Annotated in this window: 30 protein-coding genes; 8 read left to right on the forward strand and 22 right to left on the reverse strand. The window is 69.4% G+C overall.

The features are described 5' to 3' along the window. Positions 1-137: 137 nt before the first annotated feature. From AB0F38_RS27820 to AB0F38_RS27910, 19 genes are all read right to left on the reverse strand, one after another. The gene (locus tag AB0F38_RS27820) at positions 138-584 is read right to left on the reverse strand and encodes a protein kilB (protein WP_361898931.1); all 447 of its coding nucleotides are present in this window, start codon (positions 582-584) and stop codon (positions 138-140) included. Between the two features lie 29 nt (positions 585-613). Continuing rightward, the gene (locus AB0F38_RS27825; RefSeq protein WP_361898934.1) at positions 614-898 is read right to left on the reverse strand and encodes a hypothetical protein; all 285 of its coding nucleotides are present in this window, start codon (positions 896-898) and stop codon (positions 614-616) included. A gap of 29 nt (positions 899-927) precedes the next feature. After that, the gene (locus AB0F38_RS27830) at positions 928-1,545 is read right to left on the reverse strand and encodes a hypothetical protein (protein WP_361898937.1); all 618 of its coding nucleotides are present in this window, start codon (positions 1,543-1,545) and stop codon (positions 928-930) included. 122 nt (positions 1,546-1,667) lie between these two features. Next, positions 1,668-1,955 (reverse strand): hypothetical protein, encoded by a 288-nt coding sequence (locus AB0F38_RS27835; RefSeq protein ID WP_361898939.1) that lies wholly within the window; start codon positions 1,953-1,955, stop codon positions 1,668-1,670. Continuing rightward, positions 1,952-2,389 (reverse strand): NUDIX hydrolase, encoded by a 438-nt coding sequence (locus tag AB0F38_RS27840; protein ID WP_361898942.1) that lies wholly within the window; start codon positions 2,387-2,389, stop codon positions 1,952-1,954. Before AB0F38_RS27840 ends, AB0F38_RS27835 begins: the two co-directional genes overlap by 4 nt. Before the next feature lie 19 nt (positions 2,390-2,408). After that, positions 2,409-2,831, reverse strand: a complete 423-nt coding sequence (locus AB0F38_RS27845) for an RRQRL motif-containing zinc-binding protein (protein WP_361898945.1) — start codon at positions 2,829-2,831, stop codon at positions 2,409-2,411. Positions 2,832-3,193: 362 nt separating this feature from the next. Then, a complete protein-coding gene (locus tag AB0F38_RS27850) occupies positions 3,194-5,527 on the reverse strand; it encodes a hypothetical protein (RefSeq protein WP_361898948.1) in 2,334 nt (777 codons plus the stop codon). A 102-nt stretch (positions 5,528-5,629) separates the two neighbouring features. Then, complete coding sequence (locus AB0F38_RS27855) at positions 5,630-6,010, reverse strand: hypothetical protein (RefSeq protein WP_361898951.1); 381 nt, start codon at positions 6,008-6,010, stop codon at positions 5,630-5,632. Between the two features lie 21 nt (positions 6,011-6,031). Further along, entirely contained in the window at positions 6,032-7,093 is a 1,062-nt protein-coding gene (locus AB0F38_RS27860) for a hypothetical protein (protein ID WP_361898954.1), read from the reverse strand. Between the two features lie 963 nt (positions 7,094-8,056). Continuing rightward, positions 8,057-8,632 carry a hypothetical protein gene (locus AB0F38_RS27865; RefSeq protein ID WP_361898956.1) on the reverse strand — a complete coding sequence of 192 codons (576 nt, stop codon included), beginning with the start codon at positions 8,630-8,632 and terminating at the stop codon, positions 8,057-8,059. A 58-nt stretch (positions 8,633-8,690) separates the two neighbouring features. Continuing rightward, positions 8,691-9,206, reverse strand: coding sequence for a hypothetical protein (locus AB0F38_RS27870; RefSeq protein WP_361898959.1), 516 nt, complete (start codon positions 9,204-9,206; stop codon positions 8,691-8,693). A gap of 308 nt (positions 9,207-9,514) precedes the next feature. Then, complete coding sequence (locus tag AB0F38_RS27875) at positions 9,515-12,037, reverse strand: hypothetical protein (protein WP_361898962.1); 2,523 nt, start codon at positions 12,035-12,037, stop codon at positions 9,515-9,517. A gap of 136 nt (positions 12,038-12,173) precedes the next feature. Next, on the reverse strand, positions 12,174-12,557 hold the full coding sequence (locus AB0F38_RS27880) for a hypothetical protein (RefSeq protein WP_361898964.1): 384 nt from the start codon (positions 12,555-12,557) through the stop codon (positions 12,174-12,176). Positions 12,558-12,676: 119 nt separating this feature from the next. Continuing rightward, entirely contained in the window at positions 12,677-12,871 is a 195-nt protein-coding gene (locus AB0F38_RS27885; RefSeq protein WP_361899026.1) for a DUF5999 family protein, read from the reverse strand. 63 nt (positions 12,872-12,934) lie between these two features. Next, the gene (locus AB0F38_RS27890) at positions 12,935-13,108 is read right to left on the reverse strand and encodes a hypothetical protein (RefSeq protein ID WP_361898967.1); all 174 of its coding nucleotides are present in this window, start codon (positions 13,106-13,108) and stop codon (positions 12,935-12,937) included. Next, positions 13,101-13,295 (reverse strand): hypothetical protein, encoded by a 195-nt coding sequence (locus AB0F38_RS27895; RefSeq protein WP_361898970.1) that lies wholly within the window; start codon positions 13,293-13,295, stop codon positions 13,101-13,103. Before AB0F38_RS27895 ends, AB0F38_RS27890 begins: the two co-directional genes overlap by 8 nt. A 116-nt stretch (positions 13,296-13,411) precedes the next feature. Continuing rightward, positions 13,412-13,813, reverse strand: a complete 402-nt coding sequence (locus AB0F38_RS27900; RefSeq protein WP_361898973.1) for a hypothetical protein — start codon at positions 13,811-13,813, stop codon at positions 13,412-13,414. Positions 13,814-14,016: 203 nt separating this feature from the next. Continuing rightward, positions 14,017-14,349 carry a hypothetical protein gene (locus AB0F38_RS27905; RefSeq protein WP_361898976.1) on the reverse strand — a complete coding sequence of 111 codons (333 nt, stop codon included), beginning with the start codon at positions 14,347-14,349 and terminating at the stop codon, positions 14,017-14,019. An 89-nt stretch (positions 14,350-14,438) separates the two neighbouring features. Then, positions 14,439-15,263, reverse strand: a complete 825-nt coding sequence (locus AB0F38_RS27910) for a hypothetical protein (protein WP_361898979.1) — start codon at positions 15,261-15,263, stop codon at positions 14,439-14,441. A 315-nt stretch (positions 15,264-15,578) separates the two neighbouring features. On the opposite strand from AB0F38_RS27910, the gene AB0F38_RS27915 reads away from it, so the two are divergent. The 6 genes from AB0F38_RS27915 to AB0F38_RS27940 all read left to right on the forward strand — a co-directional run bounded on the left by AB0F38_RS27915 (position 15,579) and on the right by AB0F38_RS27940 (position 21,820). Next, positions 15,579-15,947, forward strand: a complete 369-nt coding sequence (locus AB0F38_RS27915) for a putative quinol monooxygenase (protein WP_361898982.1) — start codon at positions 15,579-15,581, stop codon at positions 15,945-15,947. Beyond that, a complete protein-coding gene (locus AB0F38_RS27920) occupies positions 15,944-17,200 on the forward strand; it encodes a helix-turn-helix transcriptional regulator (protein WP_361898985.1) in 1,257 nt (418 codons plus the stop codon). Before AB0F38_RS27915 ends, AB0F38_RS27920 begins: the two co-directional genes overlap by 4 nt. Before the next feature lie 88 nt (positions 17,201-17,288). Next, positions 17,289-17,570: a helix-turn-helix domain-containing protein gene (locus AB0F38_RS27925; protein WP_361898988.1), complete on the forward strand. Its 282-nt coding sequence runs from the start codon at positions 17,289-17,291 to the stop codon at positions 17,568-17,570. Positions 17,571-17,981: 411 nt separating this feature from the next. Then, positions 17,982-19,214, forward strand: a complete 1,233-nt coding sequence (locus AB0F38_RS27930) for a cell wall protein (protein WP_361898991.1) — start codon at positions 17,982-17,984, stop codon at positions 19,212-19,214. Beyond that, positions 19,211-20,047, forward strand: coding sequence for a DciA family protein (locus tag AB0F38_RS27935; RefSeq protein WP_361898994.1), 837 nt, complete (start codon positions 19,211-19,213; stop codon positions 20,045-20,047). The genes AB0F38_RS27930 and AB0F38_RS27935 overlap by 4 nt, the downstream gene beginning before the upstream one ends. A gap of 219 nt (positions 20,048-20,266) precedes the next feature. Beyond that, on the forward strand, positions 20,267-21,820 hold the full coding sequence (locus AB0F38_RS27940; RefSeq protein ID WP_361898997.1) for a DUF2637 domain-containing protein: 1,554 nt from the start codon (positions 20,267-20,269) through the stop codon (positions 21,818-21,820). Positions 21,821-21,851: 31 nt separating this feature from the next. Here the strand turns inward: AB0F38_RS27940 and AB0F38_RS27945 are convergent, their stop codons facing one another. Beyond that, entirely contained in the window at positions 21,852-22,271 is a 420-nt protein-coding gene (locus AB0F38_RS27945; protein WP_361899029.1) for a transposase, read from the reverse strand. 75 nt (positions 22,272-22,346) lie between these two features. On the opposite strand from AB0F38_RS27945, the gene AB0F38_RS27950 reads away from it, so the two are divergent. After that, positions 22,347-22,544, forward strand: a complete 198-nt coding sequence (locus AB0F38_RS27950; RefSeq protein ID WP_361898999.1) for an HD domain-containing protein — start codon at positions 22,347-22,349, stop codon at positions 22,542-22,544. A 49-nt stretch (positions 22,545-22,593) separates the two neighbouring features. Here AB0F38_RS27950 and AB0F38_RS27955 read toward each other — a convergent pair whose 3' ends face one another. Beyond that, entirely contained in the window at positions 22,594-23,385 is a 792-nt protein-coding gene (locus tag AB0F38_RS27955) for a hypothetical protein (protein WP_361899002.1), read from the reverse strand. 268 nt (positions 23,386-23,653) lie between these two features. Continuing rightward, a complete protein-coding gene (locus AB0F38_RS27960) occupies positions 23,654-24,064 on the reverse strand; it encodes a hypothetical protein (protein WP_361899005.1) in 411 nt (136 codons plus the stop codon). 111 nt (positions 24,065-24,175) lie between these two features. Here AB0F38_RS27960 and AB0F38_RS27965 point away from each other — a divergent pair, with 111 nt between their 5' ends. Beyond that, the gene (locus AB0F38_RS27965; protein ID WP_361899008.1) at positions 24,176-24,340 is read left to right on the forward strand and encodes a hypothetical protein; all 165 of its coding nucleotides are present in this window, start codon (positions 24,176-24,178) and stop codon (positions 24,338-24,340) included. Positions 24,341-24,721 lie beyond the last annotated feature (381 nt).

A 24,721-nucleotide genomic window follows, 5' to 3' on the forward strand; every position in this document is an offset into this window, starting at 1 on the left:
GAAGGGCCGCGGTTGGGGGCTTCGTCCGCGTCGGCGCCGTTGTCGCACCGGTGGTGTCCTTCTCGTCTCGTGCACGGGAACGGACAGCTCGGGACCGCCGGCGCAACGGCGGTCCCGGGCGTTGTGTCTGGGGCGGGTCAGGCGGTGAGGGAAGCGCCTGCGGCGGTGATGAGGTCGTCGGCAGTGCGGATCGCGTGCTCACGGGCGGCTCGCAGCGCGGTGTCGCTCTCGGCGTTCCGCAGGGCGTAGACAGCCGCCACGGCGGTCTGGGCGGCCGGAGCGAGGACGGGCAGCAGGATCCGCACGCGCATCAGCGGGCCGGTGATCGCGGACCGTGTGAGGTGGGAAGCGGCCCGCTCCTGGGTCCAGTCCTCACCCAGCAGCCGGAGGTCCTCGCGGAGCCACATGGCCCGGCGGTGATCCGCGAGCGCGGCCGCCAAGTCAGTCACCGCCAACAGACCGTCAGCGCGGCGGGCCGCGGCTTCGGCTGCACTGCGCTGCGCGCGCTGGCTGACGTGCTGGAGGATGCCGGTCAGGAACGATCCGGCGAGGGTTCCGAGAATGGCGATGACAGCGGTTAACACGATGTGAGCTCCTTGAACGAGTGCGGCGGTCAGCGGCCGGCGCGGCGCTGGGTGTCGGCGAGGATGGCGTGCCGGTCGGGATGGGTGTCGACGGCGGCCCGCAGGGCCTGCCACCAGGTGTCCGCGTACTTCTGGCGTTCCACCAGCTCCCGCATCTGGCGCCTGAGGCGGTTGTGACGGGCGGTGAGGGTGTCGCACAGGCACTCTGCGTCGGGGTCCTGGATGCGGGCCATGCAGCCGGGTGCGAGACAGAGAGTGCCGTCAGGGTCGAGGAACCAGAAGCACCCTGAGGGGACGGTGTCGGGGGTGGTCACGGCGGGGTTGTCGCGCGTACCACTGCCGGTCACTGGTGGCTGCCCTTGCGCAGGGTGATCCAGGTGGTGACCAAGGCGGCAGCGACGCCGATCGCACGGTGGGCCGCCTCGTCCAGCTCCATCAGCGCCGTCCCGGGCCCGGAGACGTCCTGGACGGCCTCGGGGTACTCGGTGCCCTCGCCGCCGGCCTTACGGACGACGGTGGCGTGCTTGATGTAACCGGACTTGCCGGCCTTCTCCGCGAGCCAGAGCAACGGTTCGCGCCTGTCCAGGATTCCGTGGGTGATCGCATTGATCGCGGCACCCGTCAGCAGGGCGCTGACAGGGACGCGGTAGCCGAGGGTGCGGGTGACGGCGAGGGTGGAGGCGAGCTGCACGGCGCTGTAGCTGGCGACGTGCCGGCTCACCGAGTGGCGGCCATAGGCGCTGGCGGTGCAGGTGCGGCCTTCCTTGCCGTGCCGCCAGGGGTTCTCTTCCACCGGGGAGCCGTCGTTCTTGTAGACCAGGTGGGAACCGTGCATGCCCTTGGTCGACGCGTCGTGGCTGTTCTGAACGAAGTGGTCGCCCAGTGCGTGGACTCCGTCGAAGACGGCGGTCAGGGCGGCGACCAGTGCGAGGCCCTCGATGGGCCGGAGGCGATCGGTCATGCTGGGTGTGCTCCTCATCTCGGATTCGGGGTGGGGTGCGGGGCATCCGGCCTCTTGCCGATGCTGCGGACGCCCCGTGGTGCCACCGCCCCCGGCCGGCCTCCGGCCGGGGGCGGTGGTCCTCAGAACGGCGGCTCGTCCCAGGCCGGGATGGGCAGGAGCCGGATACGCAGCTCGCGCCGGTCGGACCAGCACCCGCACGCCTCCATCTCGGGGAAAGCGCCGCCGGTCCACCAGCCGCCCTCGCCGTGGCAGCGCGGGCAGTCCGACCGGGGCCGGGCGGTGATCTCGATGCGGTGCCGGTCGGCGTGGGACTTGAGGTGACCGGCCTTGAGCGCGGCGGCGGCTGTCGCCGCGACGAGCGGGACGGCGGCGAGCAGGAGGGCGCCGCGCAGGTGGCGGACGGTCACTTCAGTTGGGCCGTGGCGACCGTGAGGATGTCGGCGTGGTCGAACGCGAGGTGGGGAAGCGCGTCCAGGGGCCACCAGCGGGCGGCCCTGGCGTCGTCTCCTGCCGTCGGCGGAACGGGCGCGGGCAGGGTGGCCGTGTAGGCGACGCTGACGTACCGACCGCGCGGGTCACGGCCGGGGTCGTCGAAGGCACCCACCTGCCGAAGATCCGCGACCGGAACAGCGATACCGGCCTCCTCCTCGAGCTCGCGCGCAGCGGCGACAACGCTCGTCTCTCCGACGTTCACATGACCGCCGGGCAGCGCCCAGTAGCCCTCGAACGGATCCCAGCCCCGCTCGATCAGCAGCACATGGCCAGCGGAGAACAGGACGACGTCGGCGGTGTAGCGAATCGCCTCGTCGGTGTCGGTGGTGTTGACGGTGTCGGTGGTCATGAGCTGGTGTCCTCTCGGATCAGGCAGCAAGCAGGTGCTTGGCCGGGGGAGCGATGTAGGAGGCGGGGTCTGCGGGCGTGCCGTCGTAGCACTCCACGCATGACCCCAGGGTTTTCAGCGGGAGGCAGTGGAAATAGCGCCGACCGCAGGGGCCGGGACACTGCTGACGAGCCGCCATCGCCTTGTCGAGCGCGGCTTCCTTGGCGAGAGTCATCGGGAGCTTCGGCTTCGCCATGTCGATCCGGTACAGCCACGCGAAGCGCTTGCCGCCGCGGCATTCGATCCGGGCGACGGGCTCCTGGCCGCCGGGGCGCAGTCCCATGTCCCGCAGCTGGCGGCGGGTCGCGAGGTTCTCGCGCCCGGCCTGCTTCCACCGGAAGACCGGTAGGAAGCCGTCGCCGGGGTCGTTCGGGTCGACGTCGACCATGCCCTGGCCTGCCATCACCTGCTCCAGGCACCGGGACGTCGGTGCTGGGGCGCGGGGTGGCGGGGGCCAGGGGGAATGGGGCGGGGCCGGCCGATCCGGCGGCGCGGGCGGGGGATGAGCACGGGGCGTCCTCCAACAGGGTTGATGGCGGGCAGTGCTGCGCCCCGCCGGCGGAAGAACCCGTCGACGGGGCGGAAGGGGTGAGGGGTGAGGCGTGCGGCCTGTCCGGTCCTCGCCGGCCCCGAAGGCGGGGTGGGCGAGGGCCAGGCAGAGCGTCAGGTCAGCGGCGGTGGTTGCGCCGCGGGGGTGTGGGGCGGGGCAGCGCGGACGGGAACGGCGCGCCCCTGGTGTGGGGGCGCGCCGTGGTATGACAGCGGTCAGGCGGCCTCTTCGCCGGTCTCTTCCGGCCGGGGGCCCAGGGCCACCTTCGAGGTCTTTCCTTCCTTGATCCGGTGGATCTGCCCCTTCTTCTCCAGCTTGTTCAGCACGTTCGCGAAGGTCGACTCCGCGACCCCGCTGGCGGCCTGCAACTGGCCCCGTTCGACGTAGTCGATGTCCTCGGGGTCGATCTCGTCGCCCTGGTCGAGCATGTCGACGTACATGGGGTCGGACTCGTCGCGGAGGGCGGCCAAGACCTTCTCCTCCGAGGTGAGCTCCTTGGCCTTCGGGAGGTCGACACCGGCGAAGGACATGCCGGCCTCGCCGGTGCCGCCTTCGCCGTCCTTCTCCTCGAAGCCGGGGATGGGCGTCATGGCCAGCTCCTCCATGCGCGCCTGGTCACCCCACCAGGGCACGTCGACCGGGGCCATGATGTTCTCCGGCCTGATGTGCTCCGTGGCGTCCTCGAGGGTGTCGATGCGCATCATGCCCGCGCGCCCGCCCGGCGCCGCGACGTAGCCGAGGCCGAAGGTGCGGCGGGGGTCTGACTCCGCCATGGTCGGGTCGTACACCAGCGCGTCGTCCTCCTCCACCCACACCGGCGGGATCAACGAGGGGTCCAGCCCGTCGAAGCCGGGGGGCAGGTCCCCGAGGTTCACCTGGTCGCTGTCGGTACGCAGGATGATCCAGGTCCCACCGGCGATGAGGTTGGCGCGGATGGCCTGCTCGCCGCCCAGCTGGTCCAGGTTGACGGTCTGGTTGATCAGGACCCAGGGCATGCCCATGGAGCGGGTCAGCGAGGCACCATCCTTGACGATCTTGATGGCCTCCTTGCGGTTCTCCGCTCCCGGGGCCAGCATCTGCGCGGCCTCGTCCAGGATCGTGGCGCAGTACGGCCGCATCGCGGACGGCTCGAAGTTCTTCAGGTCCAGGCGGGCGGCCTCGTCGATCCGGTGCTGGAGCACCCACCAGGACAGCCGCATGGCACCCAGGGCGCCGTACTTCGTCAGGCCGCTGTAGGCAGCCATCTTCGGGATCGCCGGGTTGGAGGCACCCTTGGGGTCGCCGTAGATCTGGGCCATCTTGTTGGCGTGATAGGCCAAGCTGATCATCTGGCCCGTGCCTCCCTTGCCGGAGCCGGTGGTACCGGCGATCACGACGTGCAGAGCGCCCAGCTTCGGGTCGAACAGCTGGAGCTTCGCGGGGAAACCGCTCACGATCTTCCCGATGTTGACCCAGCCGCCCGGGGTGGCCTTCAGAGAGTCCAGGCCCTGGAATTCGTTCCCGGCCTCCAGCGGGTTGTGGTCCATGATGCGGATGATCGCGCGCCTGGGGTCACGCCGTCCCGGCTCGTAGGAGACGAGGTCGATGGAGCGGCGCAGCGCTCCGGCCAGCTCCCCGAGGTTGACGACGCGGGGCAGCGCGTCCAGGTCGTCGTCGGCCACGACGCGCGCCACCTGGCCGCCGGTGTTCACGTCCTCGCCGACCTCCTCCAGGTGGGTCTTCGGGAGAACCCGCGTCTGGACGCGCTTCCAGGCGCCCTGGAGGGTGGAGGGGTCCAGCTCCGGGCGCTGGGTGTACCAGACGGTGATGAACGCCTCCCCGGAGTGCGCCCCGTACTTCAGGGTGATGTCGTCGACCGAGCGGCCGAAGAGGCTGGAGACGGCCTCCTTCGACACGTTCACCGAGTCGCCCAGGGCGGCGGTGACCCGTCCCTCCCACCGGTCCGCGTAGATCACGACGTCGGAGAGGACCTGGTTGCGGTGGCGTCCCGTCTTCGGGTCGCTGATCACGCGCCCCCAGGCCGCGATCATCTTGTCGGCCAGGGACACCGGGGCCGGGGTGCCGGTGTTGGCGGGGGCGGCCTGCCCGGTCGGCTGCGCCTGCTCCACCTCGATCTTCTGCCTGCCGAAGACGCGGCGCAGACGCCAGCCGGTGAAGACGACCGCGGCCCACCAGCCCAGCGACAGGATCCCCGGAACGGTGGTCGGCTCGAAGACACCGGCCATCAGCGCTTCGGATGCCTCGGCTCCGCCCAGCTGGCCCAGAGCCAGGCCCATGCCGGTGGTGATCGTGGAGATCCCCATGGTGTCGCGGTGCGCCCGCGCGATGTCGATCCCGGGGAGCTGGTTCGCCCAGCGGCCCAGGCGGTTCATGTAGTTGGCGCCGGCGAACGTCGCTCCGGCGATGAAGCCGGCCCCGGCGTAGGCCGCCGCGTTCGGGTCCAGGTAGGGGGCCAGGATGCCCACCCCGACGGGGAGGGCGATCTGGAGCGCCGCGGTGGCTCGCTCCGCAGGCTCCGCGTTCGGCACGGTCTTGGTGATGGTGGACATCGGGGGCTACTCCTGTCTGGGGTGCTGGGGTCCGCAAAGGCGCGGCCGGCCCGGAGGGATGGAATCCCCGGGCCGGCCGCGCCGGTGGCGTGGTGGTGGGTGCTATTCCTGCTCGAACCAGTCGCGGCTGACCTTCTCCAGGTCCGTCACGTCGGAGCGGTCGAAGGCTTCCTGGAAACCCGCGTGGGTGGTGCGGGCCTGGTCGCCTGCCGCCTTCGCGGCCTTCGCGGTGTCGGACGTCTTCGACGCGTAGTTGATCGCGCCGTCCGACACTCCGCGGATGATTTTCGACAGCTCCTGGCACTCCGCCAGGGAGTCGCGGTCCACGCTCTTGGCTCCCAGCGCGTCCGCGTCGGAGGCGGTGTCGTCGGCCAGTTCCTTGATGTTCTCCGCGGCCTTCTTGACGCCCTCCGCGTTGCGGGCCAGGGCCTTCTCCTTGTCCTGCGTCTTACGGACGAGGACCTTGTACGTCAGTTCCGCCATGACCGGATCTCCCGTCTTCTCCTACGCGGCGGGCGCGTAGGAGCCCTTGTCGTTGTAGAAGCGCAGCTCGGCCGGCTTCGTCTCGTCGCTGTCGACGACGGCCTTGTACAGCGGCGCGTACCGGGTGCCGATGTTGGTCATGACGACCTTGCACATCTCCGCCGCCCGCTTCGCGCGCTTGGCCAGTTCGGCGGCCTCCGTCGCCTGGGCCTTCGCCGCGTCGGCCAGCCGCGTCAGCTTCGCGGCCAGCTTCTCCCCGCCTTCGACGGCCTTGGCCTGGTCGGCCAGCTCCTGGCAGTCCTTCGCCTCGTCCTCCGCCGCGGCCTCGAGCGACTTGCACGCGTCGGCCACCTTGATCAGGTGATTCTCCTTTGCCTCCAGCTTGCGTTCGTACTGCTTGAAGTTGCGGAGCTCCTTGCGGCTGACCGACCCACGGGCACCGTCCGTGCCCAGGGTCAGCGTGTTCGCGTCGATCTCCTTGACCAGGAGGGGCTTCACGTCCGTGCTCACTCCGTCGTCTCCTCTCTCCGGCGGGGCAATGACGATCGTCTGGCCGCTGGGCCCGGTGACCGTCGTCCCCTGCTTCTTCGGGTCGCCCTGCTTGGGGTCGTCCTGCTTCGGCTCTGGCTGCTTCGCCTTGTGATCGGCGTACGCCTTGTCCAGCCGGGCGTGCTCCTTGCCGTTCTCCCCCTTCTTGTCCTGGTAGCCGTCCTTCGTGCCCTGCGCGTACGCCTTCACGTGGTCGACCGCGTTACGAACCGCGGACCCGTCGCCGTGACCCGTCTCCCGCGAACGCTGGAGCGGGGTCCGGTTGTCGGTCCCGTTCGCACTGTGGCCGGATCCGCCGCTCTTGCCGGAGGAGCCGCTCGAACCGGATCCCCCGCCGCTCCCGGAGGAGCCGCTCTTCCCGGAGCCGCTGCTCCCGGAGGAGCCACCGTTCTTCCCGGATCCGCCGCTGCTCCCGGAGGAGCCGCCCGAGCCGTGGCCGCTGCCGCCGCCCTTCGTCAGGTCGGCCTTCGCGCCCTTGTCCTTGTCGGCCTTGTCCTTCGAGGTGCCGGAATTGCCGCCGGACGATCCGCCCAACGTCGATCCGCCGCCGTTTCCGGAGGCGCCGGACTTTCCGTCCTTGCCAGCCTTTCCACCGGAACCCGAGTTCCCCGAGGAGCCATCCTTCCCTTTAGCCCCGGAGTCCTTCGGCCCCTTGGCGCTGGTGTCCTTGGACGAACCTCCGCCACCGTTTCCGCTGGTGCCGCGACCGCTGCCGGATCCGCCATTCCCATTTGAGCCGGACGAACCGCGCCCGCCGCCTCCGGTGGTGCCGCCGCTTCCGCCGCGTCCGGTACCCGTAGAGCCGTTCCCGGTGGAATTACGGCCCGAATTTCCGCCGCTGTTTCCGCCGGAATTACGGCCCCCTCCACCGGCCCCTCCGGAGCCGCTTCGGGTGGGAAGTCCAGGCGACTTCATGACCGTGGTGGTCCGGGCCTCTTTCACCTGGTGCGCACCGGCCCTGGTTTTCTCCAGGTCCAGCCGCTTGTTCACGGTCCCGCCGCCTTTTGCCCAACGGGTCGCGCCCGCCCGGATCAGCGTTTTGAACACACCCTCCTTGTGCTTGGTACCGGCCGCGTCGGATCCGGCCCCGGTCAAATCCTCCGGGGCCTTGAACTGCTCGCTGGTGACGCCCGGGGAAGAGCGGTCCACCACTCCGTCGGGGTCCGCCTTCGCGGCCGGGTCGTCACCCTCCGGCCTGGCCCCGGCGGTCGCGGTGACCGGCCGGGCGGGCTCCACCGCGGCCATCAGGGCGGCCATGATGCCGGTGTCTCCGGTGGGCGCCGGCGCGGTGCTGGCTGCCGGCACAGCGGGCGGATCGGGGGGTCCCGCGGGGACCGGGGGCGCCGTATCGGTCGCCATGATTTCCTCGCTCTCTGTGATCGCGATGGTTCCTTACTCACTACCTCCCAGCGGAGAGCGGCCGATCACCGGACCATGAGAGTCCGATTGCGGCGCTCTCCGCCAGGTAGAGAGGGAGTAATTAATCACTGTGCGTGACTATGCGTCGGCCTTCTTGCCCTTGCGTGCGAACAGCGCGACGGCTAGGCCGCCACCGGCGACGAGACCCAGCAGGGCGGCGGAGTTGATCCCGCCGCCGCCCGTGTTGCTGGCGTCCTGAGCGTTGCCGGCGGCCTGCATGCCGGACCCGTCGGCGGTCTCGTACTGCTGCTTGCAGTCCGCCACGACGTCGCCCCTGGAGGGCGATCCGTACCCCTTGCCGATCAGGCCGGAGGAGTCCTTCACGCACTTGTCGACGGCCGCCTGGATCTTCTCTGCGGAAGCGGTGGCGGCCTTCTTGGCGGTGCTCGCCTGCTGGTTCCGAATCTTCATTTCCTCCAGTTCCAGCTTCTTCATCTGGATCTGGAGGGCGGCGGCCTCCTTCTCGTCCTTCGCGACGGCCGCCGAATGGACCTGGAACCAGATGGTTCCGCCGCCGACCACCGCCACTCCAGCCACCGCGATGGCGACCTTTCCGCGGCGGGTCAGACCGGCCTTCTTGTGCATAACCGGGGTTCCGTACGGCCCTTCATCGGCGTACGGGGAAGCGTCCGGAGCGCTGGTTCCGAAGGTCATTCCGGCCGTCATTCCGGCCTGAATTCCTTCGAATGCCCTCTCTTCGGCCGGTGTCATTTCAGTCTCCGTTCTTACGCGCCATGTCGGAGGCCGCCGAAATGGTGGCCTCCACACCCCGGAAGGTGTTGCTGGAAAGGTCGTTCCACTCCCAGAACCGCATGTTCACGCCCTGGCGTGCCAGTTGGGACTGGAGGTAATTCACGGCCTTACTCCGGTCGATCGTGGTGACGTGCCCGGTGGATTCCAGAAAGGTCTGGGCACCCCTGATGCACATACGTCCGGTGGGGGAGAAATCGAAGGACTGGCACCAGCCGTAGCGGGTGAGGACTTCGATCACCTGGACCAGGTGGAACGAGGGCTTCAAGGGGCGCGGCTCCTGCCAAAGCCCCAGGTCAGCCATCGCGGACCGGATCCCCTTGGGGATCATTCGCTGGCTCCAGGTCGGGGGGTCGGGCGCCCAGATCTCCAGGGCCGGCGGGATCACCGTGGGGGGTGCCAGCGCGGGCGCCGGCGGGGTCGTCGTACGGGTGAAGCTCCCAGACTTCGGGGCTGGCCCGGTCGTCGTGGGTGCCATGCTGTGCTCCTTTCTTGCGTGAGCAGAAGACCGAGGCCCCCCGCTGATCACGCTTCAGCGGGGGGTCTTCGTGCGCCTGAACCGCGTCGCGGGTCTCCAGTCGCTCGGGGCGGCGCCCGAGCTCGGTGCAGGGGAGACGGATGCGGTCGTGGCGTGGGGCGGGGTGTGCCTGGCCCGCTGTGTTCGCGCTTGGGGCGCGGTGCGGGCGAGCGGCCTGCCGGCCGTGGCCGTCCCCGGTCCGCGCTCGGGGGTGCGAGCGCGGACCGGGGACGACCATGTGCGGCAGGACGGTTGTGCGGGCGGTCCGGTCAGCGGACCGTGTGCTGCTTGAGGGCGACCGCGATCTGTCCGGCGCGGTCCGTGGCGATGGTGCCGCCCTCGGTCCGGACCGCCTTGGCGATGTTGGTCCGGTTCAGCGGCTCACCCTCGGTCCGGAGGCGGTCCAGCGCGGTCCGCTCCCGGTCCGTGAGCGTGATGACCGTGAGGTCCGGACCGCCGTCCTCGCCACGGTCCGGACCGGAATCGCCTTCCGGGGCTTCCTGGCCGGCCGGTCCGGTCCGGTCCGACTCCTGCGGTCCGGGATCGGTATCGGCGGTCCGGACCGTCACCCCCCGGCCTGCCGCCAGGCTCTGGGCGGCGGGCACGGTCCGAGGTCCACGGTCCGGACCGGGCCCGGTCGGCAGGTCAGCGCCCTGCGGACCGGCCGGACCGGACTCCAGGGCGAGCGCCGGTCCGCCGGTCCGGTCCGTGGCCCCTGCGGTCCGGACCGGACCGTGGACCGCGTTCCGCTCGCCCGGACCGGACCGGACCGGGTACCCGCCGTGCTGGACCGGGCGGACCGGAACCAAGCTGTCCAGCGGTCCGGACCGGTCCATGCGGGTCAGGGTGAGGACGGTGGGAATGGCTGCCGGTCCGTGGTCGTCGGCCGCGAGGCGGGGAACGACGACCCGGTGCCGGGCCAGACCGGTCCGGTCCGCCTTGCGGTCCGCGAGCTCCGCGCCCGCTGCGGTCCAGGCCCGGTCCAGCGTGGTCAGACGCGGGTCCGTGATCGCCAGCGACCACGCGGTGAAGGAGTGGACCGGGTAGCGCAGCCAGCGGACCGCGCCGATCGACGGGCGGGCCTTGGCGACCCTGCCGTCCTCACGGAGCTTGCGGCGGTGGATCAGCGAGGCGTACAGCTCCCACAGCACCATCCCCACGATGCTCATCGCGGCGAACGCGACGGCCTTCGGGGTGAAGTGCCAGTAGGTGATCTGCTCCGTCCAGATCTCCTCCTTCGCGTCCCAGACCCGGCTGCCAGGCACCGGCTGCCCGGAGGCGTGCCAGAAGTTCATGACCGCGGCGCCCAGGGCGAAGATCCACGTGCTGACGCGGTAGAGGGTTCCGGCGTCGCCGCCCTGGCGGGCCTGGTGGTACATCCAGCCCACGAAGGCCGTCGACAGCTCCCACGCGGCGGCGAACAAAATCGTGAAGGGGACGACCCAGCCGAGGATGTCCTCGGCGAACCCGGCCTGCCCCGTCCACGCCACGGCCATTGGCGCGGTGATCGGACCGATCACCATCAACCGCTCCGCGTTCACCTTCACGAAGGCCTTGGCACGGTCGGCCACGGCCGGCTTGCCCGCCCGGGCCGTGGCCCGCCCCTCACGGGACTTCGCCCGACGGGCTTCCTTCGCCTCCCCGCGCTCCGTGGCGGCCTGGAGCTTGAGGCGCTTACGCTCCATGGCCTGCTCGGTGCGGTCGGTGGCGCGCTTCATCCGCGCGGCAGCCTCAGCCACCATGTCGTCGGCGGCCTTCAGCGTGAGGTCCGCATCCGCCTTCCTCAGCCGGGCCTGAGAGAGGGCCTGCTCGGCTTCCTTGAGCTGCGCCTCCTGCCGGGCGTGGGCGGCGGCCAGGATCCGATCGGCTTCCTCGCGGGCGGTGCGGGTCAGGCGCTCGACGTCCTCGGCCGCCGTAGCCCGCAGCCGGCCGATGTCCTCCTTGGCCAGCGTCCGCGTACGCGCCGCATCCGCACGGGACGCCTCCCGCTCGCGGGTGGCGTCCTCACTCAGCTCGGCTGCCGCCTTCTCAGCCCCGGCCTTCACCTGCGCGGCCTGGGCGCCCGCGCTCTCGCGCAGCTGGTCGGCCTCGCGCCGAGCCTGCTCCAGCACCTGTTCGGCGTCGGTGGTGGCGCGGGTGCGGGTCTCCACCGCGGTGCGCTCCGCAGCCGCAAGCAGCTCGGTGCGGACCTGCTCCGCCTGCGCGGCCGCCGTGGTGGCGACCTCCTGCGCCTGGCGGCGGGCGTCGGCCAGCAGCTGCTCGGCAGCCGCGTTGGCGTCGGCGAGGACCTTCTCGGCCGCGCCGGACGCCTTCGTCGTGACGGTGTCGGCCTCCGTGCGCGCGTCGGCGAGCAGCTCCTCCGCCGTCGCCTCGGCGGCTGCGCGGACCTGCTCCGCATCGGCGGCCGCCGTGGTGGCGGCCTCCGTGCGGACCCGGTCGGCGTCCGTCGCGGCGACGGCCAGGAGGCGGGACGGCTCCGCGTTGGCGGCCTCGGTGATCGAGGCCGCCTCGGTGCGCGCGCCGTCCAGCAGCTCGGTGGCGAGCACCTGGCCGTCGGCGAGGATCCGCGCGACGTCGTCGGCGGCCTGGTCCCGGAGGTCGGCGGCACGGTCGGCGGCGTCGGCCAGGACCGGGTCGGCCTCCGGGAAGACCAGCGGCACCGTTTCCTCAAGGGCGGCGGCCTGGGCGGGAATGGAGACCGGCGTCGCCGGTGCCTTGGCGCGCCCGGTGCCTCGGGGCTTGGTGTTCGCTGCGGGCTGGCGCCTGCGGCGGGTGGCGGGCTTGGTGGCCACGGGGTGTCCTTTCTTCCGGGCGCCTCCGCGTAGGGGGCACCGTGGATCAGCGGCGGTGGGTAGGGTCGTGAGAAGGCCCTCCGGGTCCCCGGCAGCTCAAATGCCTGGGAACCGGAGGGCCGTTGTGCTGGGGCGGTCAGCGCCGGACGGGCAACGCGCTGCGGTCCTGCGCGAGGTGCTGGCGCAGCCAGGCGACGGCGGCCGGGGTCATCGCCCCGGTGTCCGTCTCGCTCAGCGGCGCGGTGTCGATGTCGCGCATCGCGTCCGTCGCCGGGAGCGGCCGCATGTAGTCGGGGTCGATCCCGCCACGGGCGCGATTGCCGCTCACGTTGAGCTCCATCAGGTCGTACAGGAGCTTGCCGTTGTGGACGTTCGTCCAGGACCGCTCCACCCGGCCGACGAACGTGTGGCCGGGCAGCCCGAGCCAGAACCTTTCGACGTCGCGGAACAGGACCAGGTCGCCCTTGAAGTAGAGGGTCCGCGGTCGTACGGCGGGCTGCGTCTGCGGCTGTTGTGCCATGAGGTCTCCTCGTATCGCATGTACCGGCGCGGAGCCGGCGGTCCGGGCTGTCCGGCTCCCTGTCACCGCCCGACCCGGCCGCCGTAGTCGGCGGCCGGTGCGGGCGGATCGGGCAACCGTCAGGCCGCGACCGTGGCGAGGGGCCGGTGCGGGGCGACGACCCGGCCGTCGGGCAGCAGCTCCCCGGTGTCCTCGAAGATCACCAGGGCGTTGCACAACAAACTCCAGCCCTGTTCCGGGTGCGCGGCCACGACCTGCGCGGCCTCACGGTCCGGGCTGTCGGCGGTCGGGCACGTCGGGGTGTGCGTGCACAGCGAGTCCGGCAGACGGTCGGTCGTGCCGGTGGCGCGCGGGGAGTGGGGTTCCATGAGTGCTCCTCAGGGGCGGTTGCGGAGGTGGTTGAGGTAGGCGTCCTGCAGTCGGACGAACCGCTCGGACAGCGGGGTGCCGGTCTTGCAGGGCTGCTTGGTCTGGCAGGGCTCGCAGCCCTTGCGGTGGGTGCGCCAGGTGTCGCTGGCGGCCATGTAGCGGGTGTGGAGGCTGTCAGCCACCGGCTGGTTTCCGATCAGTTCGTGCGGGGTGGATGTCGGCGACCCGGTGGCCCGCGTCCCATGCCTGGGCGGCCGCCGTGGCGGCGGCCGTGAGCAGGAGGTGGGTGAGCGGGTGAGTCAGGCCGCGTAGGGCGATGGCCCGGACCGCGTGGTGCTGGGCGGTCCGGGCTGCTCGTATCAGCTGCACCGACAGCTACTTCTTGCCGCCGCAGGTGCACGGTTCGTGGCGCACCGACTGGTACTTCTTGCCGTCAGCGCCGGTCTGGTTGACGGTGATCAGCCGCGGTTGGTGTCCGCAGGAACTCATCGGGCCGCCCCCGTACCGCTGCAGGCGGTGCAGGACTGCCAGTGCTGCCGGGACACTCCGTCGCTGCTGGTGTCCACCGTCTGCCCGCCCGCACCGTGGCACGAGGTGCAGGCCTGGTGCGCGGCGATGCTGGTGGACCGGAATGTGAGCGGGCGGGTGAGGAGCAGGACGGGCTGGCGCTTGTAGCCGGGGGCCATCTCGGCCAGTGTTCGGCGGGCATGACGGCCGGTGGATCCGGCGCGGCGGTCACCGTCGACGACCAGACCGGCAACAAGCTGACGGAATGAGTCGGTCTCGTCGCGCTCGTATCCCCGCTGGTCGTCCTCGCGGCGGATGTCGTCGATGGTGCCGGCGCGCGGAGCGATGGGGAGTCCGGCCCCGTGTGCGGGTCGGATCATGGTCGATGCAATGCTGTGCATGCGCGGGTTGCCCTTCTTCGGAGGGTGACGTGCGAAGACGCACCCCCGGGGGCCTAATCCCGGGGGTGCGTCGTGCGTTCGGGCCATAGCGGCCCGGGACTGCCATACGAGCAGCCACGGCGGTCTCCACCCGAAACGCTGCTCGGGTGGAGACCGCCGTGGTCGATCGTCGGGACTGGAAATCAGGCAGCGGCCGCGATGTGCCGGGGCGGCCATCCGCTCGCCTGTGCCCTCACCGCCACGGTGAGGAGCTGGGCGTGGAAACTCGGCGAGGTCTGCTCGCGGACGACCTGGCGGGCGGCCCGCGCGAGCCAGGCCGGGAGATCTCCCTCCATGCCGGTGTCGGGCACCAGCTGGAGCGAGCCGAGCGCCACCGTCCACGCGGCGCGGGCCAGTTCGCGACCGCGCCGGTAGTCGGCCAACTCGAGGCGATCGTTCACGTAGGAGAGGAGCGGCATCTCGTACGCGGCGAACTGGTCCGCCGGGCTGAGGATCCGGGCCTGCGATGTCTGCATGGGGTTGTCCTTCCGTGGGGTTCTGTCGGGCCCGGCCCAACCCTGTGAGGGGTGAGCCGGGCCCGTGGTTGGTCATGCGGGCTGAGGTACTACCGACTGAGCTGCTCGACTTTCTTTGCCAGCAGCGCGATGGCGCTCATGAGCTCGGCGCGCCCCCACTCGGTCAGCTGCGGACCGCCGGCCTTCTCGGGGGTGAGGGACTGGAGCATCGCTTCGAGGGTGTCGTGGGCACGCTGGATGTCGGCCCGTTTCACCGGCTCGGCGGTCGCCGCCCACTGCAGCTCGCGCAGCCACCAAGCGCCCTGCTCCCGGCGCTCGGCCAGCTCCTCCAGGGTGGTGGCAGTCCCGTGGCGGGGATCGGTGCGCGCCGCCTTGTAGGCATAGAGGCGGGCGAGCCTGTCGCCGTCGGTGCAGCGGGGGGATTTGGGATTGGCGCAGACCGAGCACCGCCGCTTGTGGTCCTGGCAGCGCTTGAGCGTGGTCTTCGCGTCCATCAGGAGCGGGGCCAGGATCTGGCTGACAGCGGGCGCGACGGCCGTCCTGGGCTTCCGGGTGACGCGATTCGAGCGGCGGCCGTCGGTCTGGGAGACACCTTCCTCCAGGCGCTGCCACCACCGCTCGATGTCCACATCGAGGATCACCAGGCGGTTCGAGCCGAGGACGCAGCGGACCGGGTCCTCGGTGCCGGCCGGTTCCGTGTGATGCGGCACCAGCGTCGGCTTCGAACCGCCCGGCCTGCTGATCGGAACCCACGTCCGGCAACTCGGGCAGACCAGCGAGATGCAGGTCGGCCGCAGGTCGTACTCGTGGGGGCGGAGGGTCGATACGGCTAGGGCAGGCAAGGGGTTGACGGCCCGGGTCCGGGTCCGACGCACCCGCTGCTGGGCGGTGCGCTCAAGAGTCGATGCAGACATGGGGAGCTCCTCATGTGCGGAGTGACGGGTAGCTGCGTCGCGGGTGCTCTCTCCGCCCTCCAGGCCGCACGGCGAACCGGCGTCCTACAGGACAGACAGCGCATACGCGCTGCGACGGTGCACGCGGCAGTCACGGTCCCGGAGGAGGAGTTAGAGGTGCCTCAACTCCCCGGGGCACACCGAAGTGGCGATCTGCTGCGGTTGCCCAGCTAAGGCGTTCGCCCTGAGCTGGGAACAACTCGAAGACTACTCGCACCGTGAGTGCTAGTCAACACTTTTCCTGTGACCTAGCACCACAACTTAAGGTGTGAGAGTATGGGTGAGGTTTCGCTGTATAGAGAGGAGGACTCCGTGCCTAGCAACGGGTTTGCACTGACGGTGCGGTTCGCCCTGAGAGACGCGTCAGCTGCTCAGCAGTTCGATGCGCTACTTGCCGGGGCGATCGGAGGCATCCGGGCTGAGCCCGGCACGCTGGCCTACATCGTCCACACCCCGGTTGGTGAACCCCTGGTGAGGGTCTTCTACGAGCTCTACGTCGACCGAAGCGCCTTCCAGACGCACGAGGAGCAGGAGCACACGAAGCACTTCCTCGCTGCCCGAGAGGCTCTACTGACCTCCGTCGATGTGACATTCCTCGATGAGGTGGGCGAGCTCACAAAGCGCCCTGGGGTAGGCCCGTCATGAAACCCACGGGCAAGGACGTTGATCCCCAGGACCGGGTGTTTGGCCAGCGTGTCCAGAAGTACCGCAAAGAACTGGGCCGAACACAGGCCGAGTTCGCTGCTGCACTCGGTAAAACGAGCAGCTGGCTGTCGCAGGTGGAACGAGGCATCCAACCGGTCCAGCGGATGGATCTGTTGCAGCAGATCGCCGATGAACTGGGCGTGTCTGTCCAGCAGCTAAGGCCGAGTGCACCCACTGACTCCGGCACCCCCCTGAGCGGCCCAGGCGGACCAGCGCTGTCCAACGACCTGGACGAAACTCGGCGGCTGCTCTCGGGGCATCCTGCTCTTCGGACCCTCCTGGCTGGTACCAGCGCAGGCCAACCGCGAGCCATGGATGACCTCCGAGCTGATGTCGGTGACCTCTGGGACCTGACTCATGCCGGCCAGTTGGCTCGTGTGGGCGTACTGGCCGTGGACTTGCTGCCTGAACTCGAGCGAGCGGTCCGTACCGCCACGGCGGAAGAGCAGCCGGGCCTCTACCTCCAGATCTCACGCGCGTACCAAGCACTGTCCGCGGCCTTCGTCCGGCAGGACGAAGCAGACGCGGCCTGGGTGGCCGCAGATCGGGCAATCTTCGCTGCGGAGCGCTCCGGCGACCCGTTGCACGTCTGTGCCAGCGTTTTCAGGATGGTGCAGGCGTTCGTCCGCCTCCGAAGCCTGGGACAGGCAGAACATGCTGCTCAGACAGCGATCGACGCTCTGCGTGAACACGGTGGAAGCACGCCTGAAGCACTGTCTGCGCTGGGTTCACTGCATCTGGCGCTCGCGCTCATTAGGGCTCGCTCTGGTGCTCGGACAGCGGCAAAGGAAGAGATCAATCACGCACGCTCGATCGCTGCGCAGCTCGGCGAGGACCGCAATGACTTCAATCTGGAGTTCGGGCCGGTCAACGTAGAGATTCAGGCAGTAAGCACTGCGGTGGAGCTGGGCGACGCTGGTGAAGCCTTGGATATCGGTTCGGGGATCGAAGCCGCGCGTCTCTCCCCAGAGCGGCAAGCACGGCTCTTGATGGATCTGGGACGGGCTCACGTCCAGCGGCGGCACGGTGGAGAAGCCCTGAACTGCCTACTCAAGGCCGAGGTCATTGCTCCCGAACTCATCCGAACCCACCAGGCCGCGCGGTCTGCGATTCGAGAGCTCGTTCTGATCGCTGGTGAACATGCCACCCGCGATTTGCTCGACTTGGCTGAACGGGCCGATGCGCTGGCTTGACCACTCAAGCAACTCGCTGTCACGCCCTGCGGCTCCCGGGACACTTCATGATGTATCTTTCAAGCGATCCTGGTGATGATCAAAGGAGATGTTGGTGGTGGATCTACTCGCAGCAGTGGACGCTGTCTTGACGCGGTCTCGTGAACTGCCAACCCCTTCTGCTCGTGCCCGCCTCCGCAAGGCCGATGGGTTGACGCAGCAACAGGTAGCCGACGTTCTGGGCGTTCGGCGGCTAGCCGTGGCCCGTTGGGAGACCGGCAAGGTCGAGCCTCGGGAGCCGCACCGCCAGGCTTACATCCGACTGCTTGCAGGCCTGGCTATCAAGCACCCGCTCGCGACCGGCCCGGACACCAGCAACCTTCAGGAGTGATCTTGATGTCACCGTTTGCCAGATCCCCCTAGGGAATGACGAAACCGCCCCGTCCCGGCAAGGACGAAGCGGTTTCTAAGTCGACTCGAGCCTCTCACAGCCATCCGAGTCGTGTCCGGTGAGGTGACCTCGCCGGGGGTGATGCCCGTGGGCCTTGCGGCCCCGTGGTCACCTGTACCCAGAATAGGCGGCCCTCTCACGGTTCGCCAACAACACTGGGCCCCTGTCAGGTCACACCCGCAGGTCATGGCTCCCCTAAACAGGGGATTTAGCCTTGTTGTACCTTCTGCGTCCTTGCGCAGGGCCCTTCGCTGAGCGGACCACGTCCCGGCGATTCACCCGTTTTCCTGCTGTTTCTTCATTGCCGCTGTCCGCGCCGGTGCCTGATGGCCTTCTGTCGGGCAGGTCGCTGTGAAGGCGGCGGCCGGCGCCGAAAGCACGCGTCTCCCTTCTGTTGAGCTGGACGAGATCCCGCTCATGCCGGTCTCCGTGGTGCTCGGAGAGGCGCAGAACGTCAGCCACACCCGGTCGCGGCATGCTGAGCCGCGCGCGTGGCTGCGGGCGGTGGTGTGGCTGGTCGATGCCGGGATTCATCCGCGGTCCGGGCCGGCCACGCTCGCCGTCGCACGCGATCTGGCGTCCCGGATGGACTACCGGCGCGGCCTCGCGATGTACGGCCTCGACGCCACTGCCCGGCGCACCGGGTTGTCTCTGGCCACGGTGAAGCGCCATGTCCGGGTGCTGCGCGAGTTGGGCGCACTGGCGTGGTGGCGGCATGGCAGCAAGCGCAATCTCCGGCTCCCCGGTCGCGCGTACACGGCCACGGCCACCATCTACGCCGCGGTGATCCCCCCGGTGTACGACGACGCTATGGGGCACCGGCTTACTGGCTCCGGTTACGAGGCCCGGGTGTGCGGAGTGACCGAGGCCGGCCGGGAGCGTGCCGTCACGGCGTCGGCCGCACGCAGTTCGCAGGGTGGTCTCCCTGTGGACAACCTGCCTGTGGATAAGTCCAGTTCAGGGGCCCGTGAGCCCCATTCTCCTGGTCGGTACCACCAATCACCTGAAGCTGATGTTGAGAGTGGTAGTAACTACACCTCGCGCCAGCGCGCGAGCCGCGACATCGATTCCCCCGCCCCTGAAAAGAGCAGCAGCAAGACCCGGGAGGCCCGACGGACCGCTCGTCAGGTGCAGCGCGGTATCTGGATCACCCGACAGGTGCGGGCCCGGGTGCAGTGGACCCAAGGGGTCCGGTTGCGCCGCCTGGAGTTCGTGCTGCGGCCGTTGATCGACGCGGGCCTAGACGCCGACACGATCGCGGCGGAGCTCCACTCCTGGATGCTGACCTGGCGCCCGGCCCGCCCGGCGGAGTACATCCGCGTCCAGCTGGCCAAGCAGGCCGCCGCAGAGCACATGGCAGCCGGGGTCGCGGCAGAGGACTGGGACGAGCAGGAGACGTCCGGGGCCCTGACCGCATCGAGGCCCGACCTGGTACGCAGCGTGCTGGACGGCCTCGCCGAAGGCCTCGCCGCCTACTCCGCCAGCCAGGCTGAGCGCGGCCTGGACGACCTCACAGACCGCGACGCGGCCGCCGACATCGCGGCCTTCCTCGGGACCACTACCGCGACGGGAGTTTCGGCATGAGTGATACCTCGTTGAGCGGCGTCGACCTGGCTCGTGTCGCCCTGCAGACAGCCCGCGCCGCCGCGAAGAGCGCACCGCGGACCCAGCGCACCAAGACCCTCACGACCACGCGCTCCCGCAAGAGTGGCCGTGACCCGCTGCCCTTCGGTGAGGCCGTGGCGCAGATGGTCGCGGCGCGCGGCTGGGACACGGCGGCTGCCACCGCCGCCACGAGCCGCAGTGTCCTCGATCAGTGGCCGGCCATCGCACCCGAGCTTGTTGGGAAGGTCGATGCGGTGCAGTTCGACACGGCGACCCGCACCCTGCACCTGCTGCCCGCCACACCCGCCCACCGCACCCAGCTCACCCTTCACCAGAAGCAGATCGTCGCCAAGATCAACACGATTGCTGGCTCGGACACAGTGCAGCGTCTGGAGATCCTGCGCCCCGCCACCCTCACAGCCCTCGCCTCCCCACCCAGCCCAGCCCCCGTAGAGCACGCTCCCCCCGTGCCTCCGGCCCGTTCCGGAGTCTCGAAGACACGCGAGACGGCGTCCCAGGGTTACAGGCGCGCCCTCGAAGCGCACCAGGCCAGCCGGAAGGTGACGATGGTCGATCCCGTGATTCAGAGCGCGATCGAGCGCCAGATCCGCGAGCAGGCCCGCGAGCCGGAAGCCGCGTTCAACAGCCAGCAGGCGATGGCCGACCTCCAAGCCAGAACCACCCGACAAAAGCGGACACGCTCCAGCGACGAAGCCCGGGTCCGGGCTTTGCGGAAACTGGCAGCCGACCGGGCCGGGCTGGCCACCATCACACCGGTGGCACCGTCCGGCCGCATGGAGCGTACGGCCTGAGGTACGGCGAGACAGCCCGGCCGTTCGTTGTGCACCGGAGACCCATCGGTGGTCCGGTGCACACAGCCTTGCGGTGGAACGTCGCCCGAACGCTCCTGCAGCCGTTCGCTGTCGCACACCCATGTGAAGCGTTCGGTGGGCGTGAGAGTGTTGCCCGACGTGAAACAGGATGTGCAGGAGGGGCAGGACGCAGTGGGGGCAGCAAACTCGGGAAGTCCCGTGCAGCTGACACGCACGCACCGGATCCTGATCGGGGTCGTCGTCGCGGGTGCGGTGCTCATCGCCGCGATCGGCTTCGCGGGGTCGTACGCAGCCGTCCGCGAACTCGCGGAGGAGAAGGGATTCGGCCGGTTCTCCCTGGTCTTCCCGATCGGCATCGACGCGGGGATCTGCGTCCTGCTCGCGCTGGACCTGCTGCTGACCTGGATGCGGATCCCGTTCCCGCTGCTGCGTCAGACCGCCTGGCTGCTGACCGCGGCCACCATCGCCTTCAACGGCGCCGCCGCCTGGCCCGACCCGCTGGGCACCGGCATGCACGCGGTGATCCCGATCCTGTTCGTCGTCTCCGTCGAGGCCGCCCGGCACGCCGTCGGCCGGATCGCGGACATCACGGCCGACAAGCACATGGAGGGCGTCCGCCTCACCCGCTGGCTGCTCTCCCCCGTCCCCACGTTCAAGCTGTGGCGCCGGATGAAGCTGTGGGAGCTGCGCAGTTACGAACAGGTCATCAAGCTCGAACAGGACCGGCTGATCTACCAGGCCCGCCTGCAGGCCCGGTTCGGCCGCAACTGGCGCCGCAAGGCACCCATCGAGTCACTGATGCCGCTGCGCCTGGCGAAGTACGGCGTACCGCTCGCCGAGACCGCCCCGGTCGGCCTCCACGCCGCGGGCATCGAGTTTCCCCCCGAGCTCGTGCCCGCACCCCGGGCCCCGGAACGGGTGGCTACCGAGCAACCACACGCACAACCCGAAATCGCCCCGCCGCCCGCCGAGCACACCCGGGCAACCGAGACCCCACAGAGCACCTCGCTGGGGCACCCGACTGGTTCCTCCAACGCCTTCGAGCCGACGCTGCGCCGATCCCTGGCGCTGGCCCCCGAACGCCGCACCGTCACCGCGGTAATCGACTCCGGCCAGCCCGCGCCGCACGGGGAGCAGGAAGGTGAGCAGCGAAACGGCCCTGGTCCCGAAAGCGTCAACCTCACGAAGACGACCGAGGCCGAAGGGTTCCGGGAGCAAGCAGACGCCGAGCCCGCCACCGCCCCGGCACCCGCAGCTGCGGCGATGCCCGAGCCCAACTCCCAGCTGGCAGCCGCACCTGCACCTGAGGTGACGCCCGAGCCCGCACCCGCGGCTGACCTGGCCCCTGAGCCGACACCCGGCCCGGACGCCGATCCGGTTGAACCGCTCACCACCGTGGACCGCTACTACCTCGCCTGGACCCAGTACATCCAGCAGTACGCACACGAGCCCCGCGATACCGCCCTGTCCCAGCACCTCGCCGAAAACGGCATGACCGGCCGCGGCGGAGCACCCGTCAGCCCCTCGACGCTGCGCCGCTACCTCCCGCACTTCCGTATCTACGCCGCATGGTCCCAGCACCTGGACCAAGAGGGCGAGACACCGACCCCGGACCAGCTCTTCAGCGCCCTGGCCGGCCAGGGCATCACCGGCGCCCCATACACCCCGGAGAAGGTCGCCCCCCTACTCTCTGACTTCCCCCGCCGCCGAGCCGCCCTGGCCGCGCACGCATCGAGTCGAACCCTCCGCTGAGGCCGAGAGGCAGCAGGCCGTTTCCTCCGGATCATCTTGCTGACCACAGGAAGATGCCTGCCAGATGGAGGGCCGCGAGGTAGGTGGTGGCGGTCTTGTCATAGCGGGTGGCCAGGCCGCGCCATTGCTTGATCTTGTTGATGCACCGCTCTACCGTGTTCTGCTGTTTGTACGCTTCGCGCGCGAACGCCGGAGGGCGCCCACCGCGGCTGCCGAGCCGCTTGCGATTCGCTGCCTGGTCGACGGGCTGGGGGATCACCGCCCGGATCCCGCGATGTCGCAGGTAGGTGCGGATCGCGCGAGACGAATACGCTTTGTCCGCGAGGACCGCGGTGGGCGTCGTTCGAGGTCTGCCGAGCGGCCGAGGCACCCGGATACCCGTCATCACGTCCGGGAATGCCAGGCCGGAGGCCCCATTGCGGGGCCATGAAAAAAGGTAACGGGGTGGCAGGAACGGTCATCAAGCACCTCTCCGAGCCGGAGGGGACCGTTCCTGCGGGTGCGGGGAGCAGACTGTCCGACCGGCGTGCATGACATCGGCAAGGCGACACCGGCGTTCGCGTGTCAGGCTGACCAGCTGGCCGTCCGGATGCGGGTCTCCAGATGCGGACCCAGACACAGTTCGGGCCGGACCGGAAGCTCGCGCCGCACCGTAGTTCGTCGACAGCTTCGCGCCGGACGGCTCACCTCCGCTCGCGCGGAGAGCACCCACGGACGGAGTTGACTCCGTCCGGGATCAGCCAGCTCACCTCCGCTCGCGCGGAGAGCACGAGCTACTTCAGTGCGGCAAAGATCGTGGCGGCTCCGGCCAGGACGGTTGCTGCCCCGACGATGAATGCACCGATCTTGCGACCACGGGTCCAGAAGGGCGAATCGGGGGGCATGTCCCCGGCAGGGGCACCGACAGTTGCCTGACTGCTGTCCTGCGGGGCCAGGACGTTAATGGTGTGTCCGCTGCCTTCGACGGCCACACTGATGGCCTTGTCGATCTGCTTGGCGTCGGGTTCCGGAGAATCGGGCGCGATGACGTGCAGCTCGGCGACCATTTCGGCCAGCGTGGTCCGTACGTTATCAAGGATCGCGCGCAGCGCCGAGACTGCGACGGTCCAGTACACGGCGGTGATCTGCTGGTGCGCGATGTTCGCGTCCCTGTTCATGATGGCCGCGATGTCGGTGGCGCCGGGAAGCGAGAGGCGAACATGAGTGTTGTTAGCGCCCACGATCGTTGCCTCGATTTCGCCAATGCCGACATAAAACGTGTACTTGTCGGAGATCCTGTCGCGAACGAAGTCCGGAAGAACCCGCGGGCTGATGTTCTGCCCGGTGATGCGGTTCATGCCGGCCACCGCGTCGATGGATATGGGAGCGCCGACTTCCCGGTAGTCGGGAACGGTGTCGTCGACTTCGTAGCCGCGGAGTTCCTTGGTAGCCCAGGAGCGGAGTTCGCCGGCGTCGGCGCGGCCCGCGAGGACGATGCACTTACGGAGGATGCTCGCGAGGTGAACGTCCTCGTTGAGGACGTCCCGCTCGATTTCGGCGAGCAGGGTATGGGCGTTGGCTGTCATGGTCCTCTGGTTCTGATGGGCGGCCGCGCGCGGTCGACGGTAGGGCGCGGGTGGGGCGGCGCCGAAACAGGAGTGGGGCCCGTGGGAAGAGAAGCGTAGCGATCGTGTCGGTCATCTCATAGCGAGGCAGATCAGCACGCGCGTACGCCTTGCGGGCAGGCTTGCGAAGTGTAGTCAGAGGTGGCAATTGGCTACACGCGACAACGCCCCCAACCCGGATCGGGCTGGGGGCGTCGCGCCTCTGCGTGTCACGGGCCAACGGGCAGCATCACTTGTCTGACTGCTTCTCGATCTGGGAGACGGCATACCGGACAGCAATGTCGTTGTGCAGCTCGAACTTGACTGAGGCGAGCAAGGCGGCGTCGCCGATCGAAGCCGTCAGATCGGCCACATGCTTAACCAGGATGAGCAGTTCGCGGGCATCAGAGCCAGTCCGCTGGATTTCCTTCGCGAGGTAGTCGCTGACCTCGTTGACCTGCAGGCCCGAATCCGCTCCTCCAAGGAGAGCTCCCCGGGTTGCCTGCCGCAAGCCGCGGGTCAGCACGTTTGACACGTGGCCCACCATCTCCAGGTACTGGCTCAGCTCGATTGCGGTGGTGCACTCGGTAGCGGGGGGTGCCAGTAGCTCAATGATCTGCATCGAGAGGGACTTCGGTGTCTTGGCGCTCTGGTCCGGCATGTTTCTCCATAACGTTGGTCAGATTGGCGGTAGCCAGTTTTGTTCGCTCGGGCCGGCCTTGTGTGTGGTTCGCGGAGAGCCATCGTTGGCAGGGAGTAAAGGGGGAGCAGGGTGGACTTCGCGTTCGTGTGTGGCTGGTGTGGGGCGGACTGCACGGTCTGGGGCAGGCCGACCGGGTTCTGGCGGGAGCTCTACACCCTGCCGGACGACTGGGACTGCTGGTTGTGCGACGGCAACAACATCACCCCGCCACCACCGTGGACCCCGGTTGACTGACGCCGGGCCGACCGCGAGGGCCGGCCCGAACAGGTTGTCAGGCTGGCTGGGTGTAGGTTCTCGCCGCTCGTGTCGGAAGCCGTCTTCATGACCTGCGGCTTCATCCGCAGTCTCACGACGTGTCGGACGCTGGAGTCTCACGCCCGTGTCATTTCCCCGACGGTCCGCGCCGGGCGGCTCGGGCCACCGGTCCGCCGACCTGGGCGGTCTCACGGCCGATGTCGTATCCGACGTCGATCCGACATTGGCCGTGAGATTCCGACACGGGATTTGAGATCCCACACTGGGTGTAGGGTCTCGCGGCACGTGGCACAGGCCGGAACGCTGACCAGTGACTTTCGATCTGTCTCACAGCGATGGCACACGGCTCAGTCTCACGAA

It is taken from the genome of Streptomyces sp. NPDC025273, assembly GCF_040638585.1.
Classification (GTDB): domain Bacteria; phylum Actinomycetota; class Actinomycetes; order Streptomycetales; family Streptomycetaceae; genus Streptomyces; species Streptomyces cinereorectus.

What these genes read in the sequence shown, in the direction of transcription:
- AB0F38_RS27845 (WP_361898945.1), bottom strand. Translation starts at nt 2,831, where the DNA reads ATGGCAGGCCAGGGCATGGTCGACGTCGACCCGAACGACCCCGGCGAC.
- AB0F38_RS27960 (WP_361899005.1), bottom strand. Translation starts at nt 24,064, where the DNA reads ATGCCGGACCAGAGCGCCAAGACACCGAAGTCCCTCTCGATGCAGATC.
- AB0F38_RS27905 (WP_361898976.1), bottom strand. Translation starts at nt 14,349, where the DNA reads ATGCAGACATCGCAGGCCCGGATCCTCAGCCCGGCGGACCAGTTCGCC.
- AB0F38_RS27920 (WP_361898985.1), top strand. Translation starts at nt 15,944, where the DNA reads ATGAAACCCACGGGCAAGGACGTTGATCCCCAGGACCGGGTGTTTGGC.
- AB0F38_RS27850 (WP_361898948.1), bottom strand. Translation starts at nt 5,527, where the DNA reads ATGTCCACCATCACCAAGACCGTGCCGAACGCGGAGCCTGCGGAGCGA.
- AB0F38_RS27880 (WP_361898964.1), bottom strand. Translation starts at nt 12,557, where the DNA reads ATGGCACAACAGCCGCAGACGCAGCCCGCCGTACGACCGCGGACCCTC.
- AB0F38_RS27900 (WP_361898973.1), bottom strand. Translation starts at nt 13,813, where the DNA reads ATGATCCGACCCGCACACGGGGCCGGACTCCCCATCGCTCCGCGCGCC.
- AB0F38_RS27925 (WP_361898988.1), top strand. Translation starts at nt 17,289, where the DNA reads ATGTTGGTGGTGGATCTACTCGCAGCAGTGGACGCTGTCTTGACGCGG.
- AB0F38_RS27915 (WP_361898982.1), top strand. Translation starts at nt 15,579, where the DNA reads ATGGGTGAGGTTTCGCTGTATAGAGAGGAGGACTCCGTGCCTAGCAAC.
- AB0F38_RS27865 (WP_361898956.1), bottom strand. Translation starts at nt 8,632, where the DNA reads ATGACCTTCGGAACCAGCGCTCCGGACGCTTCCCCGTACGCCGATGAA.
- AB0F38_RS27830 (WP_361898937.1), bottom strand. Translation starts at nt 1,545, where the DNA reads ATGACCGATCGCCTCCGGCCCATCGAGGGCCTCGCACTGGTCGCCGCC.
- AB0F38_RS27840 (WP_361898942.1), bottom strand. Translation starts at nt 2,389, where the DNA reads ATGACCACCGACACCGTCAACACCACCGACACCGACGAGGCGATTCGC.
- AB0F38_RS27870 (WP_361898959.1), bottom strand. Translation starts at nt 9,206, where the DNA reads ATGGCACCCACGACGACCGGGCCAGCCCCGAAGTCTGGGAGCTTCACC.
- AB0F38_RS27955 (WP_361899002.1), bottom strand. Translation starts at nt 23,385, where the DNA reads ATGACAGCCAACGCCCATACCCTGCTCGCCGAAATCGAGCGGGACGTC.
- AB0F38_RS27935 (WP_361898994.1), top strand. Translation starts at nt 19,211, where the DNA reads ATGAGTGATACCTCGTTGAGCGGCGTCGACCTGGCTCGTGTCGCCCTG.
- AB0F38_RS27910 (WP_361898979.1), bottom strand. Translation starts at nt 15,263, where the DNA reads ATGTCTGCATCGACTCTTGAGCGCACCGCCCAGCAGCGGGTGCGTCGG.
- AB0F38_RS27855 (WP_361898951.1), bottom strand. Translation starts at nt 6,010, where the DNA reads ATGGCGGAACTGACGTACAAGGTCCTCGTCCGTAAGACGCAGGACAAG.